The sequence below is a fragment of the Bacteroides sp. AM16-24 genome (assembly GCF_003471885.1).
Taxonomy (GTDB): Bacteria; Bacteroidota; Bacteroidia; order Bacteroidales; family Bacteroidaceae; genus Bacteroides.
Window position 1 is genome coordinate 354,961 of sequence record NZ_QRKI01000002.1, and the last position, 15,446, is coordinate 370,406.

A 15,446-nucleotide genomic window follows, 5' to 3' on the forward strand; every position below is an offset into this window, starting at 1 on the left:
TTATGAATGACGAAAATATACATATCGGAGCTTTGCTAAAGCAATTCTTTGGTTATTGGAAAATATACGTACCTATTGGCATTATTTGTTTGATTACTGCAATTTGTTTTTTGATGGTTACATCTAAAGAATATGAATTCACAGCACGAATGCAATTAATAAATGATAAGCAAGGTATGATGTCCGAATTGAAGATGCTTAAAAGCAGTGGTATCGGATCTCTATTAGGGGGTAGTGGATCAGGAATTAGTGTGGAGGATGAAGTCATTGTATTAACATCACGTACTAACATAACTGAAGCAATTCTACAAACCGGATATCAGGTAGAAACGCGTCAACGTAATGGTATAAAAAATGTATTGCTTTATGGAAAAGATAATCCTATCACCTTTTTATTTCCAGAACAGTTTTTGGATACCATCAGTGAATCTATAAAGATGAAAATAACATTATCTGATAATAAGATACGATCAATCCAAGTACAGTCGAAGCTGTTTAAAACAGTAAAATTACAAGAACAAGCATTGCCCTCTCATATATCATTACCAATCGGAAACATTCTAATTTCTCCAAATACCGATATAAAAAATTCTGAATGGCAAACAATTACTTGCCAAATAACTCCGTTGCAACAAGTATATGAAGATTTATATGAGGATGTATATGCCGGAGTTCAAGAAACAGTTTCAGACATTATATTGCTAAGTTTTGATAATGAAAATAAGCAGCGCGGCTGTGACTTTCTGAATGCATTAATGGCGGTTTTCAATCAATATTCTCGTAATGTTAAAGTGAGAGAAGCGAATCTGAATGCAAAATTTGTGAGAGAGCGTTTAGATACAATAACAACAGAATTAGCTTATCTGGAACATAAAATTGAAACTTATAAAAAGCAGAATAACATCCCGGAACCTACATTGTACGCCAAGGCTGCTATCACGGGATACCAAGAACTTGAAAGTACTATCTTAGAGACGGAGGCCCGCTTAAAGATGCTGGATTATGTGGTTGATTATATGAAAAATCCAGAAAATGAATATGCGTCCATTCCAACTGTCGAAGGAATAGGAGAGAAATCAATTGCTCTTTACAATCAATTAGTACTTGACCGCCAACGTTTGCTACTTTCTTCCGAAAAGGGCAATCCGGCTTTAACTCTAGCAGATAAACAATTGGCAGAACAACGAAAGATGCTAATGGAAGCTATAGATGCAGCCCGAAAAAGTATTCGCGCAAGCTTGGGAGCAATCAATAAAAAAAGCCATACATTCAATAATCAACTGAGTGCTTTACCCACGCAAGAACGAGAGTATATTGAAATGAAACGTCAGCAGAAAATTAAGGAAACTGTATATCTTTTCCTTATGCAGAAGCTACAGGAAAAAGAATTAGTTAATTCTCCCGATGAACAAACGGGAAGGGTTATTGATGCGGCTTATTGTTCGGCAAAACCTATTTATCCAAGAAAGATAATAGTATTGGCGATAGCTTTTGCTATGACATGCTTTCTCTCATTAATCGTAATTTGTTTAAAGCTATTTGTATTTACTAAAGAATGATGCTCATGCTTTCACGGCTGGTTTGTTCTAAAAACAACTTGTTTTTCGCTTTTTTAGTGGCAGGTTATATTTTTGATGTAATTCTATATGATTATATAGACTTTACATCGGCAGATGAACTTATGGCTTTGTTTTTGCTCTTTTTCTCTGGATTAATTATTAATGAAAAAAGGAACATTAAAGAAGTGATTCCTTTATTGTTCGTATTGATTATTTTTTTGTTCTATACTATTTATTCTTTCAGCATCCATTCTAATACTCCCAAGGCCATATTAAAAGATTTACTTATTCAGATTAAGCCTTTTCTGGCTTTTTATTGTACCTATCTGATTGCACCATCTTTCACAACCTCACAGAAACGATTTATAGTGGTTATGTGTCTGATATCAAGCCTTATGATGTTAGGTATCGGACTGTCTAATGGAATATTCTTATTCTTTGGGCATCAATCCTATTTTGCAAAGGCAATTATTGCCACCGCTTTTTTATATCTTTATTGTTGTTCGGATAGCTGGGAAGATATGTTAGTCTTTATTTTAATTCTGTGTATAGGTTTCTTCTCTACCAGAGCTAAATTCTATGGTTTCTGTGGTATTGCTATTTTTCTTATACTTTTATATAAAGCCGGCATAGAAATTAAATTTAATATTAGTGGCTGCCTAATAGCTATCTGCGTCCTAGCAATTGCTGTTTGGTTGGGCAAAGATAAAATAATTCTTTATTATGTAGACGGTATGATGAATTCCCGTGAGATGTGGAGTCGTCCTGCAATGTTATTAACCTCTTTACGAATCTTTATTGATTATATACCATTCGGATGCGGTTTAGCAAGTTTTGCATCTTTTGTTTCTGGAGAATATTATTCATCCATCTATGAAGTATACGGTATTAGCCATTTATGGGGAATCTCCAAATCCAATCCGGCATATGTAGCTGATGCTTATTATCCGGTATTGGCACAGTTTGGAATAATAGGTGTAGGACTCTATGTGTATTTTTGGATATGGGTGGTCTTTAAAGGAATAAAAATAGGTAATCACGGATATAAGAAAGAATATTTACTTATACTTTTGTCCGCCATATTCTTTGCAATAGAAGGTGTTGCCGATGCTACCTTTTCTCAAAACAGAGGCCTTTTCATTTTAATAATCACTGCCATGATTGTGGCTAAATACAAAGAGTTATGCCTAAACAAAGTCGAGAAAGGGACTTTTTAGTCAACATAATGATATATGGTATAGGAAACATTGGAGCAAAATTGATTGCTTTTCTGATGGTTCCACTCTATACCTATTATGTATCTCCAGAAGATTTCGGCACCTACGATGTATATCTCGGGCTGATATTCTTGATAATTCCAATTCTGACTTTTGATTTTCGAGATGGTTCTTTTCGATTGCTGCTGGAAGAAGAACACACAGAGTATTGGAAAGCGGTAATTACTTATACCTACCGTATTATAGGGAAGAATATTCTTGTAGCGACTATCATATATATATGCCTACTATTTTTCTATCCATTTAAATATGCTTTAGAAGCTTATGGAATGCTACTGGTATTCTCAATATATGAAATTCATACGCAAATTCTACGGGGTATCAATAAAAATCGGTATTATGTTTTTGCAGGTGTATTAAGTACATTTCTCACAGGAGTATTAAGTGTTTTATTTGTTGTATGGGGCAAATTAGGAGTAGAAGGTATTTTCATTTCCAATATCCTTTCGCGTATACTAGTTCTAGGATGGATAGAGTGGCAAGTTCCTATCTTTAGAAAATTCATAATAAAAGGCTTAAAGAAACGCGAAATTCGTCATGCTTTATTACATTATTCTTTACCTTTACTTCCCAATGTTGTCTGTTGGTGGGTATTATCAACAGCAGATAGGCTTATAATTATACATTATTTAGGTAGTGAAGCTAACGGAATATACGCAGTAGCTAATAAGCTATCGCTTATTCTTGGAACTTTTTCTACTATTATTTATCAAGCTTGGCAGGATACAGCCATTCGGCAATATCAAACACCTGACAGAGATGTATTTTTCAGTAGAATATTCAACCTGTACACATTTTATTTAGGAGTCTTACTGGTCACTTGCGCCATTGGACTAAAAATCGTATTGCCTTGGATTGTTGATGCCAGCTACCAAGACAGCTTCTATTACATATATCCTTGTTTCCTAACTGTGTTTTTCTTTGCATTATCTTCATTTCTTGATTTAGGCTATCAATGTTCTAAACAAACAAAGAAAATGATGCCATCTATATTGCTTGCTACTGTTATTAATCTGAGCTTAAATCTAATCTTAATTCAATACTTGGGGTTACAAGGAGTAATTATAGCATCTATCATATCGTATGCATCTCTTTTTGTGTATCGTATATTCGATACCAGGCAATTTTTTCGCATAATTTGGAAATTTCCTTCTTTCATTGCACTATCATTGCTATTTGTTACCAGTATTATATATTACTATGTTGACGAATGGATATGGCTGATATTATTCCAAATTGGAGTATTAGGAATATCATGGAAATATTTACCTGATAAAATAAAGCAAAAAGTTTACTCTATAATTGACCATGGAAAAAAATAAAATATTATATATATGTACGGAACAATCTCCGGGGATGGTGCCATATGCTACACAAATTATAAAAACGATTGCACAGTCGTCTTTATACGAAGTTTATGTACTATATGTAATTGATGGCAAAGATTGCTATGGAGAATTATTACCAGAAAACTGTTCTCGATTCACTTATACAATTCCGCAACATAGATTATACCGTCTCTTATATAAAGTTGCTCCTTTATGTTTGATAAATCATATAGAAAAGTTATGTTCGACATATCGGTTGAACTACATACACCTCCTGACTGTTGATTATGTCTTGGCTCATTTTATTGACCGTATAAAGAGGCAGTCAGCGCATATCATATATACCATACATGATGTATATCCGCACGAACTTCGATTGTCTTTTTATGAGAAGCTAACTAATCGTTACATTCAACAACAATGTTCGGCAATTCAGAAAAAAGTTTTTAACCTTGTTACAAATAGTCAGTTTCAATATCAAACTCTTCAAAATTGGTATCCGGAGAAGAATATATATTTTCATCATTTTCCAAGTCTTGTAACCGATGCTATGAAGAAAACAGAGAAAGTTCCTCCTGAATTAGAAGATGTTACAGATTATATCCTGTTTTTCGGCACACTCCATGTATATAAAGGAATAGAGTATTTATGTCGTGCATATTGGAGCAGTCTGGCTCATCGGGATAAAAAATTAGTGATTGCAGGAAGCGGAAAATGGGAGTTTGATTGTATGAAAAAGAATAATAATCAAATAATCAAAATAAACCGTTTTATCACAGATGCAGAAGTGTCTTATCTGTACAGAAATGCTTCATGTGTAGTCTATCCATATATATCGGCTACACAATCAGGGGTCTTGTCCCTAGCTTATTATTTTCAAACTCCTCTGATTGCTACAAAAGTTGATTTTTTTAAAGAAAATATTATCGCTGAAAATACAGGATTATTATGTATGCCTCATGATATAGATAGTCTTTGTAATTGCTTAAATGTTATTATAGATAAAACATTCGATAGAAAAAGAATGCAGACAAACCAGCAGAATTATTATACTAACTCGTATAGTTCAGCGCAATTAATGAAAGAACTTGAAACAATTTATTCCCAAAGGTAATGAACAGATTAAAAATACTCATAGTTAGCAAATTCTTATATGCGCGTGGAGGGGCGGAAGTTTACTCCATAAATTTGGGGGAGATACTTCAGAAACAAGGACATGAAGTGCGTTTCTTCTCAATGAGTTATCCGCAAAATATTCATGTAAATGAAGATAAGTATTTCGCTGAAGAAGTTTCCTTCTTTCATTCATCTATAAGTGGAAGATTAAAAGCTGCTTTACGTGTTTTTGGAGTTGGAGTAAAAAATGGATATGAAAATGTATTGGATGACTTCCAACCGGATGTAGTACATCTTAATAATATACATTCTTATCTTTCTCCTATAGTTGCTAAACTAGCACACAAAAGAGGCATCAAAGTAGTGTGGACCATTCATGATTATAAATTAATATGTCCTGCATATGCTTGTCTACGTAAAGGAGTTCCTTGTGAAATATGCTTTAATAAGAAGATCAATGTGGTTTCCCATAAATGTATGAAGAACAATGTTTTAGCTAGTTTTCTTGCATGGTGGGAAGCCATTTATTGGAAGAAAGAAAAGCTTTTACAATGGACAGATGCTTTCATTTGTCCTAGTAATTTTATGGCACAGAAAATGACACAAGGCAAATATCCAATAAACAAGCTAAATGTTATATGCAATTTCGTTAGTGAGGAACGAGCTAGATTTATTTCAAAAATCCCCTCGGAAGAACAAGAAATAGCTTATGCATATGTGGGACGGCTTTCAGAAGAAAAAGGAGTAGACGCATTATTAAAAGCAGCTATTCAATTACCCTATAAACTATATATTGCAGGAAGAGGACCTTTAGAAAATTATCTTCAACAAAATTATGTGTCTCCCAATATAGTGTTTCTTGGGCAATTATCAGCAGAAGCTGTAATTCATTTGCTGAAAAAAGTGCAATTCTCAATAATTCCATCTATTTGCTATGAAAATAATCCTTTAGGAGTTATAGAGTCATTATGCTGTGGAACTCCAGTATTAGGTAGAAACATCGGAGGCATTCCTGAATTGCTAAAAACGAATACCTGCAATCGTTTATTTTCGAAAGATGAAGATTTGCCTATAGCTATTACCGATATGTTTACTTCCTCCATTCAAGCAGATAGGGGGGCTATCTCTACTATAGCATGCAAATCATTTTCTGCCGGACAATATTATCAGCAATGGTTGAAAGTTATTCAAAACATTTCGTGAAGTAAGAGAATATATAATAGTTTTACATTAACCTGTATTTAAATAACTATTTCAAATGAAAGTATATGTTTTTGGTACACGTGGCTTTCCTGGAGTACAAGGAGGGGTAGAAAAACATTGCGAATATTTATATATGAATTTCCCTAAAGATATTCAGGTGACTGTGTTTAGAAGAAAATCATATATACATCAAAATGTAACTTATTCTAACATAAGATTCATCGATTTACCATCTACTAAGATAAAGGGGATAGAAGCATTAGTTCACTCTTTTTTATGTAGTTTGGTATGTATTATAAAGCGTCCGGATATAGTACATATTCATAATATAGGTCCAGGTTTTTTTGTTCCATTGCTTCGACTATTTAATTTAAAGGTAGTTTTGACCTATCATAGTGCTAATTATGAGCATAAAAAATGGGGATGGCTGGCTAAACACTTTCTTAAATTATCAGAAAAAATAGCTTTGATCTTTTCTAATAAAATAATATTTGTAAATAATTTCCAATTAAAAAAATATAGAAAGAGTATTCAAAATAAATCAATCTACATTCCAAATGGTGTATCTAATTTTACTCGGGTAGATAGCATAGAATATCTCACAAAATTGGGAGTAGAGCCTGGAAAATATATTCTCAGCGTAGGAAGAATTACACCAGAAAAAGGCTTAGACATATTGATTGAAGCTTTTTCATTGGCTAATATTGAAAAAGACGGGTTTCAGTTAGTTATTGCAGGAAGTGTAGAGAATGAAATGGCCTATTTCCATATGCTACAAACTAAAAGTATAAATAAAAAAGTAATATTTGCTGGTGGCCTAAACAAAGAATGTTTGCGTGAATTATATAGCCATACAAAATTATTCGTACTTTCGTCATATAGTGAAGGGTTTCCTCTGGTTGTACTTGAAGCTATGCAAGCTGGCTGCAATATTCTTTTAAGCAAGATACCTGCAACTCAAATTGTTTCATTAGATGAGAAATATTATTTCAAAAAAGGAGATGTAACAGATTTAGCAAAACAAATCAAGAAGAAAGTTGCTGAAACACAAAACATATTCACATATCCCATAAAAGACTACAGTTGGAATAGGGTACAGAAAAAAACTATTATAGTTTATAAAACCTTATTTGCAGAACAATATAACCAATAAATAATCGTTCTATATTTTGAGTAAATATATATAATGAATATGCATTACCTATCATATCATTTTCCACTACAACGGAAATACAATCGAATCTTTAAACGAACATTTGATATTGTGTTCGCTTCAATAGTCCTATTATTAATATATCCATGGGCATATATCCTCATAGGATGTTGTATTAAGATAAAGATGCCAGGCAAGATTATATTTTCTCAAAAACGGAACGGACAATACGGAAAAGTATTTGTCTGTTATAAATTCCGTTCCATGCTACCCAATGGAGAATCTGATACACAGCAAGCATATCATGACGATCCCCGCATCACTCCACTCGGACGTTTTCTACGCACCACCAGCATTGATGAATTACCCCAGTTTTGGAACGTGCTTATTGGAGATATGTCGATAGTAGGTCCCCGGCCCCATATGCTGATACACACGGAACAATATTGCGGCATCATTCCTGACTATAACAAGAGATTGCTGGTGAAACCGGGAATAACCGGTTGGGCGCAGATACACAACCTGCGTGGAGAAACGGAAAAATTGGATAAAATGAAAAAAAGAGTAGAATATGATATTTGGTATATTGAACATTGGTCATTTGCACTGGATCTGAAAATCATGCTCAACACTCTGAAAATTATATTCCGATAAACTTATGCGTACAGTCTGCCATATTCTTGCCATTCTATTTTGCGCCTTTACTACCGGATCGGCAGTAAAGGCGCAAAATGGGTGGAAACGGCAAAATTTATCTTCTTTTGTAGAATATGGCGCCTCCGTCCACACGGGTGAGAATACTCCTCTATGGCAAGTAAGCAATCAACATGGCTTCTCCTCAATCGACAATAATACTTACCTGAGAGGAGGAGCTTTTTATACGGATACACTTCGTAATTGGCGTCTTGAAGGTGGCTTGGATATGGCAGTAGCTTCTGGTTTCACATCTACCTTTGTACTGCAACAAGGCTATGCGGACATACGGTACAAATGGATAGGGCTACTTATTGGTAGTAAAGAAATTGACTCTCCATTATTAAACCAACAATTGAGTAGTGGCGGATTAACCTGGTCGGGCAATGCAAGACCCATTCCGCAAGTATGGATAGGACTCCCCGAATATGTACAGATACTTCCAAGACTTGCTCTGAAAGCGGAAATTTCGTACGGATGGTTTACTGATAATAATTATCAAAAGAAACAGGTAGGAGAAGATTATTGGTATACCAAAAGCATTAAGTATCACCACAAAAGCGGTTTCCTTCGCATCGGTGTGCCGCAAGGGAAATGGCAACTGGATGTAGGCATGAGCCTGGATGTACAGTTTGGCGGTTATAAAAGTGCCGGAATGGATGCAGGAGATTTGGGAAATAGCTGGAAAGATTATTTTAAAGTATTCATCCCCAGACGTGGAGATGACAGTAGTCCGGAGGGAGAACAAATAGCTTACCAAGGAAATTTCATGGGTAGCGAACATATCCGTATGACCTACCGCCACGACGCCTTCTCCATAAGTGCCTATTTGGAAAATTACTATGATGATTTCAGTGGAATGGGGAAATTAAATGGTTTTGATGGGTTATGGGGAGTTGAATATAAATCCAATCACCGGCAAGCCATCAATGGCTTTGTGCTGGAATATTATCAGACTACCAACCAAAGCGGCCCTATGCATGGAGTGGATTTCACGGTAGTGGAAAAGACGGGCGGAGCTGATGACTATTATAATAATGACTGGTATCCCGGCTGGGTGCACTGGGGAATGGCGATGGGAAATCCCCTGGTTGCATCTCCCATCTACAACAAAGACGGCGATATGAGCTTCAAATACAACCGCATCCGGGCAATGCATCTGGGCTGGAGCGGAGACATCAGTGCCGAATGGACTTATCTTGCAAAACTATCATATAATAAAACTTGGGGAACTCCTTTCAAACCTATACCCGATATATTAGAAAATTTTTCTACTTTTGCATCAGTTTTCTATTCTCCCCGAAAATGGAAGGGATGGCAGTTCAATGCTTCCGTTGCTTTCGACATAGGAGAGATATATGGCGACAATCTGGGTTGCCAACTGAAAGTACGAAAAAAATTCTAAAAAGATGAATTATATAGAAACGGAAGTTGATGGTGTATGGCTGATTGAGCCGAAAGTGTTTTGTGATGAACGGGGCTATTTTATGGAAGCCTTTAAAGAAGAGGAATTCAAAGCGCACGTCGGGGACGTCCATTTTATTCAGGACAACGAGTCGAAATCCTCTTTCGGCGTGTTGCGCGGATTGCACTATCAAAAAGGAGAACATTGTCAGGCCAAACTGGTGCGTGTCATAAAAGGGAGAGTGCTGGATGTGGCGGTAGACTTACGCCAATCATCTCCAACATTCGGTAAGTACGTCAGCGTGGAACTGAGCGAGGAGAATCAACGCCAGTTCTTCATTCCCCGTGGATTTGCACATGGCTTTTTGGTGCTCAGCGACGAAGCTATTTTTACATATAAAGTGGATAATGCGTATGCCCCACAGGCAGAAGCATCCATTCGTTTCAATGACGATACAATAGGTATAGACTGGCCTGTTGCCGAAGAACAATTATTATTATCCCCCAAAGATAAAGCCGCCCCGCTTTTTCGGGATGCGGAATATTTTGAATAAGAGAATATGAAAATAGCTATTGTCGGTACAGGGTACGTCGGTCTGGTGACTGGAACCTGTTTTGCAGAAATCGGTGTCAACGTTATTTGTGTAGATACCAACAGTGAGAAAATAGAAGCACTGAAGAAAGGTATCATTCCTATCTATGAGAATGGTTTGGAAGAAATGGTGAACCGCAATGTAAAAGCTGACCGCCTGCACTTCACCACTTCCCTGGAAAGTTGCCTGAACGAAGTGGAAGTCGTCTTCAGTGCTGTTGGTACTCCGCCCGATGAAGATGGGAGTGCCGATCTTAGCTATGTGCTTGAAGTTGCCCGCACCATCGGACGGAATATGCAGAAGTACATGCTGGTGGTTACAAAAAGTACCGTTCCCGTAGGTACGGCAAAGAAGGTGCGTGCCGCCATTCAGGAAGAATTGGATAAACGGGGTGTTAGCATTCAATTCGATGTAGCTTCCAATCCCGAATTCTTGAAAGAGGGCAATGCCATCAATGATTTCATGAGTCCCGACCGCGTAGTAGTGGGAGTGGAGTCCGAACGTGCAAAGAAGTTAATGAGTAAGCTATACAAACCATTCTTGCTAAACAACTTTCGCGTCATCTTCATGGATATTCCATCCGCTGAAATGACCAAATATGCAGCCAATTCCATGCTTGCTACCCGCATCAGTTTCATGAACGATATTGCCAATCTTTGCGAACTGGTAGGTGCAGACGTCAATATGGTGCGTAGCGGCATTGGTTCGGACACCCGTATCGGACGCAAATTCTTGTATCCGGGCATCGGCTATGGCGGTTCTTGTTTCCCTAAAGACGTTAAAGCTCTTATCAAAACTGCTGAGTTGAACGGTTATCAGATGCGCGTGCTTCATGCTGTAGAAGAAGTGAACGAATTGCAGAAAAGTATTCTCTTTGAAAAACTCTGTAAGCATTTCGATAACGATTTAAAAGGGAAGACCATCGCTTTGTGGGGATTAGCTTTCAAACCGGAAACCGATGATATGCGCGAAGCGCCCTCACTGGTCTTGATAGATAAATTGCTTAAAGTCGGATGTAAAGTGCGTGCTTACGATCCTGCTGCAATGGACGAATGCCGCCGCCGGATAGGAGAGAGCATTTACTATGCAAGAGACATGTATGATGCCGTACTTGATGCTGATGCCTTGATGCTGGTTACTGAATGGAAGGAGTTCCGGTTACCGTCCTGGGCAGTTATCAAGAAAACAATGGAACGAGCTGTAGTGCTGGACGGGCGCAACATCTATGATAAAAAAGAAATGGAAGAGCAAGGATTTATTTATTATTGCATCGGACATTAAGAACATAAAACAGAGGGAGTTATGATAAAGTGGGGTACTATTTCTATAGTGCTCGTTATTGTGCTGACATCTTGCAATAACGTCAAAAGTGGAGAGACTTCCAGCAAGGAAGATCTGACCGCAAAGGAAATGTTGCAAGGTATCTGGATAGATGACGAGACGGATATGCCGTTAATGCGTATTAGCGGTGATACGATTTATTATGTCGACCCTCAAAATATTCCAGTTTATTTCAAGGTACTTCGCGACACAATATATGTACGAGGTAATACCCCTATAGCTTATAAAATAGACCGGCAGACAGAATACAGTTTCTGGTTCCATTCGCTTTCTGATGAAATCGTGAAATTGCATAAGTCAGAAAACCCGGAAGATACACTGTCATTCTCCAGTCAGAAAGCGGAAGCCATTCCCACTATCTCTGAAGTGGTGCAAAAGGATAGTGTGGTAATGTATAAAGGAACACGTTATCGGGGATACGTCTATATTAATCCTTCCAAAATGAAGGTCATCAGGACTATCTATTCAGATGAAGGAATTGGCATCGACAATATATACTACGACAATGTGATTCATATCTGTGTCTATGAAGGGAAGAATTTACTGTACGGTCAAGATATAACCAAGAAAATGTTCCATACTGTCTTCCCGGAAGAGGTACTCAGCCAAATGATCCTTACTGATATGGATTTCATGGGAGTGAATGGAAAAGGCTATCACTATGAAGCAACGCTCCGTATTCCGGAAAGCTCCGTTTACCACCTTGTGGGCCTGACTATTGACGCTGATAAAGAGCTACATATAAAAATGGTGGAGTAAATAAAACTTTACCATTATTTCTTTTCAGAAGCTCCACCATTTCTTCCTTTTGGAGTTCCGCATTTCTTCTTATTACCAGCACCTTTATTTGTATTTCTGCCTCCCTTGGACGAGCGGAAGTTTCTCTTCCCTCTGCCATCATAACTACGTGGTTTGTATTCAGGTGCTTCGCCTAACTCCTCGGGTACAGCTATCTTATAAATCTCTTTCTCCAGGAAATTCTCTATTTGCTTGAAATTGCTTTGCTCCTTTTCGTTGATGAAAGTCAAAGCAACACCATCATTATTAGCACGTGCTGTACGGCCAATACGGTGAACGTAATCTTCGCTATCATGGGGAACATCGTAGTTGATCACAAGACGGATATCATCAATATCAATACCACGTGCCACAATGTCTGTAGCGACCAGAATGTTTACACGTCCGGCTTTAAATTCATGCATCACCTCCTCACGTTGAGCCTGTTCCAGATCTGAATGCATTTCACCCACATTCAACTTCATCATTTTTAGAGCTTTCGTCACCTCTTTTACCTTCAGTTTGGATGAAGCAAATATAATAACGCGTTCCGGTGTCTGCTCAGCAAAAAGGCTGCGAATGATACCCAATTTCTGATTCTCGTAACAAACATACGCTGCCTGTACGATCTTTTCAGCAGGACGGGAAACGGCAAGCTTAACTTCGGCAGGATTGTTGAGGATAGTGTTAGCGAGTTGCTGGATCTTGGCAGGCATGGTGGCAGAAAACATGATTGTTTGCCGTTCCTTGGGCAAGTATTTCACTATCTGCATAATGTCGTCATAGAATCCCATATCGAGCATACGGTCGGCTTCATCAAGAATGAAATAGGAAACACGCGAAAGATCAACATAGCCCAAGCTAAGATGAGCAATCAAGCGTCCCGGAGTAGCGATTACAACATCAGCTCCCAGCATCAACCCTTTTTTCTGTTGTTCAAAAAGTACTCCGTCATTACCACCATAGACAGCTACACTACTGACAGGCATAAAATAAGAAAAACCTTCCATCTGCTGGTCTATCTGCTGTGCCAACTCACGCGTAGGCGACATAACAATACAGTTGATAGCATCTTCCGGATGGTTACCCTCCGATAGTTTATTCAATACAGGCAACAGATAAGCGGCTGTCTTACCAGTTCCGGTCTGTGCTACGGCTATCAAATCTCTGCCTTCAAGTATAACGGGGATGGATTTCTCTTGTATAGGTGTGCACTCGTCGAAGCGCATAGCTTCCAGTGCATCGAGCACCTGATCATTCAGTTGTAGTTCGGAAAACTTCATGTTTCTTTTTATTTAGCCGCAAAGATAGGAAATAAAGTGATTAACACAAAAGAATGAAGCGACTTTGCAATCCATTCCTTTAATAGCCCGGATGTTGTTCCCATCCCGGATTCATCTGTCTGATTTTCTCTGGAATAGGGAAGACGGTAGTATATCCGTTTTCCTCGTCAGGCAGCTGCGGACGACTGCTGTAAGTACGGGTAAATTGTCCGAAACGAATTAGATCCTGGCGTCTCCAACCTTCCCATGCAAGTTCCAACTGACGTTCAGCAAGAAGATTCTCTAAAGTAGCAACACGTTCCGGTACTCCTACACGAGCACGCACTTGGTTCAGTTCTTCATCTCCATCACGCCCGTCACGAACCTTAGCCTCACTCTTCATCAATAACACATCTGCATAACGGAATAAGACAATATCATTTTCCATCAGTTTACCATCTTTCATTGCTTTATCATCAATCTCATATTTCTTCATTCGGGCGCCGGCAGTCTTTTCGTAAGGTTCATCGGATATATCTAACTTTACTTTCCACGGCTCGTAAACCAAAACAGTTCCATCATCCAATTTTACAACGTTACCTTTCAAATCGTAGACTGTACCTGCATAATAGCAGAAATCAAAACGAGGGTCTTGTAGATCGGTATCATATCCAAAGGTCTGCAGGGCTTCAATGGTAGCACTCGATCCGTTTTCACCGGATAACCCTAATGCTTTGGCATGATTATAATGGCGTGAACGGAAAAGATATTGCATCTGATTGGTGTACAGCGTTTTGCTCATAGGTACGGTAAAGATATTCTCAACGGAACTTTCATTGTATACAGCAAAATTAGCTGTATAATCCGGTTCGAGGCGATAACCAAATGCTGTGATTTTATCGCAATAAGCTTCTGCAGTCTGCCAGGCATTTATTGTAGTGCCATCTACTTCGAAAAAGATATTCTTTCCATCAGGACGAACACCATCTGTCCAGTTATTGTCTGTATAAATTTCGGTATTCAGTGCCAACTTTGCCAACAAAAAGTATGCAACAGGACGTGTCAAACGTCCGTAATAATTGCCGGAACGGTTGCTGAACTGGGCGGGCAGGAGTGGAGCGGTCTCTTGTAATTCCCTGACTACAAAGTCGAATACATTCTTACGCTCGCTCAACACAATATCTTTTGAAGCAACATTAGAGTGCAAAACCAGTGGTATGCGTCCAAACAGATCCATCAGATAATAATAGTACATTGCACGAAAAGCACGTACCTCGGCGCGATAACCGGGAAGCTCCGCATCAGAGTGGGTTAGAGCATAGGTTTCTATATGTTCCAGAGAGTTGTTACTAAGCATAATTACCTTATAAAGATATTCCCAGGTGGCCTGTATTGCATCATTGTTTACACCCCATTTATGCAGAAATAACCCTTGCCAGAAACCACCATCATACCAGTCGCCACCTCGGGTAGGCATAATGGCTTCATCAGTGGTAAAAGTATTCAGGTCGTAGATACCACGGCCGGTTCCTTGCAATCCCTGGCTATCAGCATTTCCACCTATGTAATTGTAAAGGGATGCCACTGCATTGAGATAGAGTTCAGAGATATTACTATAACCTTCCTCTTCAGGCAGTGCATCACGAGACTTTTCTTTCAGAAAACCGTCGCACGAAGTTATTCCCCAGCAAAGGGTAACTAAAATACAAAACGAATAAAATATAGAATTACTTTTCATGG

13 protein-coding genes are annotated in these 15,446 nt (G+C 38.2%); 11 read left to right on the forward strand and 2 right to left on the reverse strand.

What is annotated here, in order from left to right; all coding sequences use genetic code 11:
- Nucleotides 1-2: 2 nt before the first annotated feature.
- From DW182_RS03985 to DW182_RS04035, 11 genes are read left to right on the forward strand one after another with little or no spacing between them, the layout of a single operon-like run.
- Nucleotides 3-1,559 (forward strand): GNVR domain-containing protein, encoded by a 1,557-nt coding sequence (locus tag DW182_RS03985; protein ID WP_118294746.1) that lies wholly within the window; start codon nucleotides 3-5, stop codon nucleotides 1,557-1,559.
- A 5-nt stretch (nucleotides 1,560-1,564) separates the two neighbouring features.
- Entirely contained in the window at nucleotides 1,565-2,776 is a 1,212-nt protein-coding gene (locus DW182_RS03990; protein ID WP_118294819.1) for a hypothetical protein, read from the forward strand.
- Nucleotides 2,743-4,158 (forward strand): lipopolysaccharide biosynthesis protein, encoded by a 1,416-nt coding sequence (locus tag DW182_RS03995; RefSeq protein ID WP_118294747.1) that lies wholly within the window; start codon nucleotides 2,743-2,745, stop codon nucleotides 4,156-4,158. The genes DW182_RS03990 and DW182_RS03995 overlap by 34 nt, the downstream gene beginning before the upstream one ends.
- Nucleotides 4,145-5,278, forward strand: coding sequence for a glycosyltransferase family 4 protein (locus DW182_RS04000; RefSeq protein WP_118294748.1), 1,134 nt, complete (start codon nucleotides 4,145-4,147; stop codon nucleotides 5,276-5,278). The genes DW182_RS03995 and DW182_RS04000 overlap by 14 nt, the downstream gene beginning before the upstream one ends.
- Nucleotides 5,278-6,483, forward strand: a complete 1,206-nt coding sequence (locus tag DW182_RS04005) for a glycosyltransferase (protein ID WP_118294749.1) — start codon at nucleotides 5,278-5,280, stop codon at nucleotides 6,481-6,483. Before DW182_RS04000 ends, DW182_RS04005 begins: the two co-directional genes overlap by 1 nt.
- 55 nt (nucleotides 6,484-6,538) lie before the next feature.
- Entirely contained in the window at nucleotides 6,539-7,636 is a 1,098-nt protein-coding gene (locus tag DW182_RS04010; protein WP_117706337.1) for a glycosyltransferase family 4 protein, read from the forward strand.
- A gap of 39 nt (nucleotides 7,637-7,675) precedes the next feature.
- A complete protein-coding gene (locus tag DW182_RS04015; RefSeq protein ID WP_233564075.1) occupies nucleotides 7,676-8,290 on the forward strand; it encodes a sugar transferase in 615 nt (204 codons plus the stop codon).
- Nucleotides 8,291-8,294: 4 nt separating this feature from the next.
- Nucleotides 8,295-9,734, forward strand: coding sequence for a capsule assembly Wzi family protein (locus DW182_RS04020; RefSeq protein ID WP_199678542.1), 1,440 nt, complete (start codon nucleotides 8,295-8,297; stop codon nucleotides 9,732-9,734).
- Nucleotides 9,735-9,738: 4 nt separating this feature from the next.
- Entirely contained in the window at nucleotides 9,739-10,287 is a 549-nt protein-coding gene (rfbC, locus tag DW182_RS04025; protein ID WP_118294751.1) for a dTDP-4-dehydrorhamnose 3,5-epimerase, read from the forward strand.
- Nucleotides 10,288-10,293: 6 nt separating this feature from the next.
- On the forward strand, nucleotides 10,294-11,607 hold the full coding sequence (locus DW182_RS04030) for a UDP-glucose/GDP-mannose dehydrogenase family protein (protein WP_118294752.1): 1,314 nt from the start codon (nucleotides 10,294-10,296) through the stop codon (nucleotides 11,605-11,607).
- 21 nt (nucleotides 11,608-11,628) lie between these two features.
- Nucleotides 11,629-12,426: a DUF4738 domain-containing protein gene (locus DW182_RS04035; RefSeq protein WP_118294753.1), complete on the forward strand. Its 798-nt coding sequence runs from the start codon at nucleotides 11,629-11,631 to the stop codon at nucleotides 12,424-12,426.
- Nucleotides 12,427-12,440: 14 nt separating this feature from the next.
- On the opposite strand, the gene DW182_RS04040 is transcribed toward DW182_RS04035, so the two are convergent.
- Both DW182_RS04040 and DW182_RS04045 read right to left on the reverse strand, forming a co-directional pair.
- Entirely contained in the window at nucleotides 12,441-13,727 is a 1,287-nt protein-coding gene (locus tag DW182_RS04040) for a DEAD/DEAH box helicase (RefSeq protein ID WP_115503352.1), read from the reverse strand.
- A 79-nt stretch (nucleotides 13,728-13,806) separates the two neighbouring features.
- Entirely contained in the window at nucleotides 13,807-15,444 is a 1,638-nt protein-coding gene (locus DW182_RS04045) for a RagB/SusD family nutrient uptake outer membrane protein (RefSeq protein ID WP_118294754.1), read from the reverse strand.
- Between the last annotated feature and the right edge of the window lie 2 nt (nucleotides 15,445-15,446).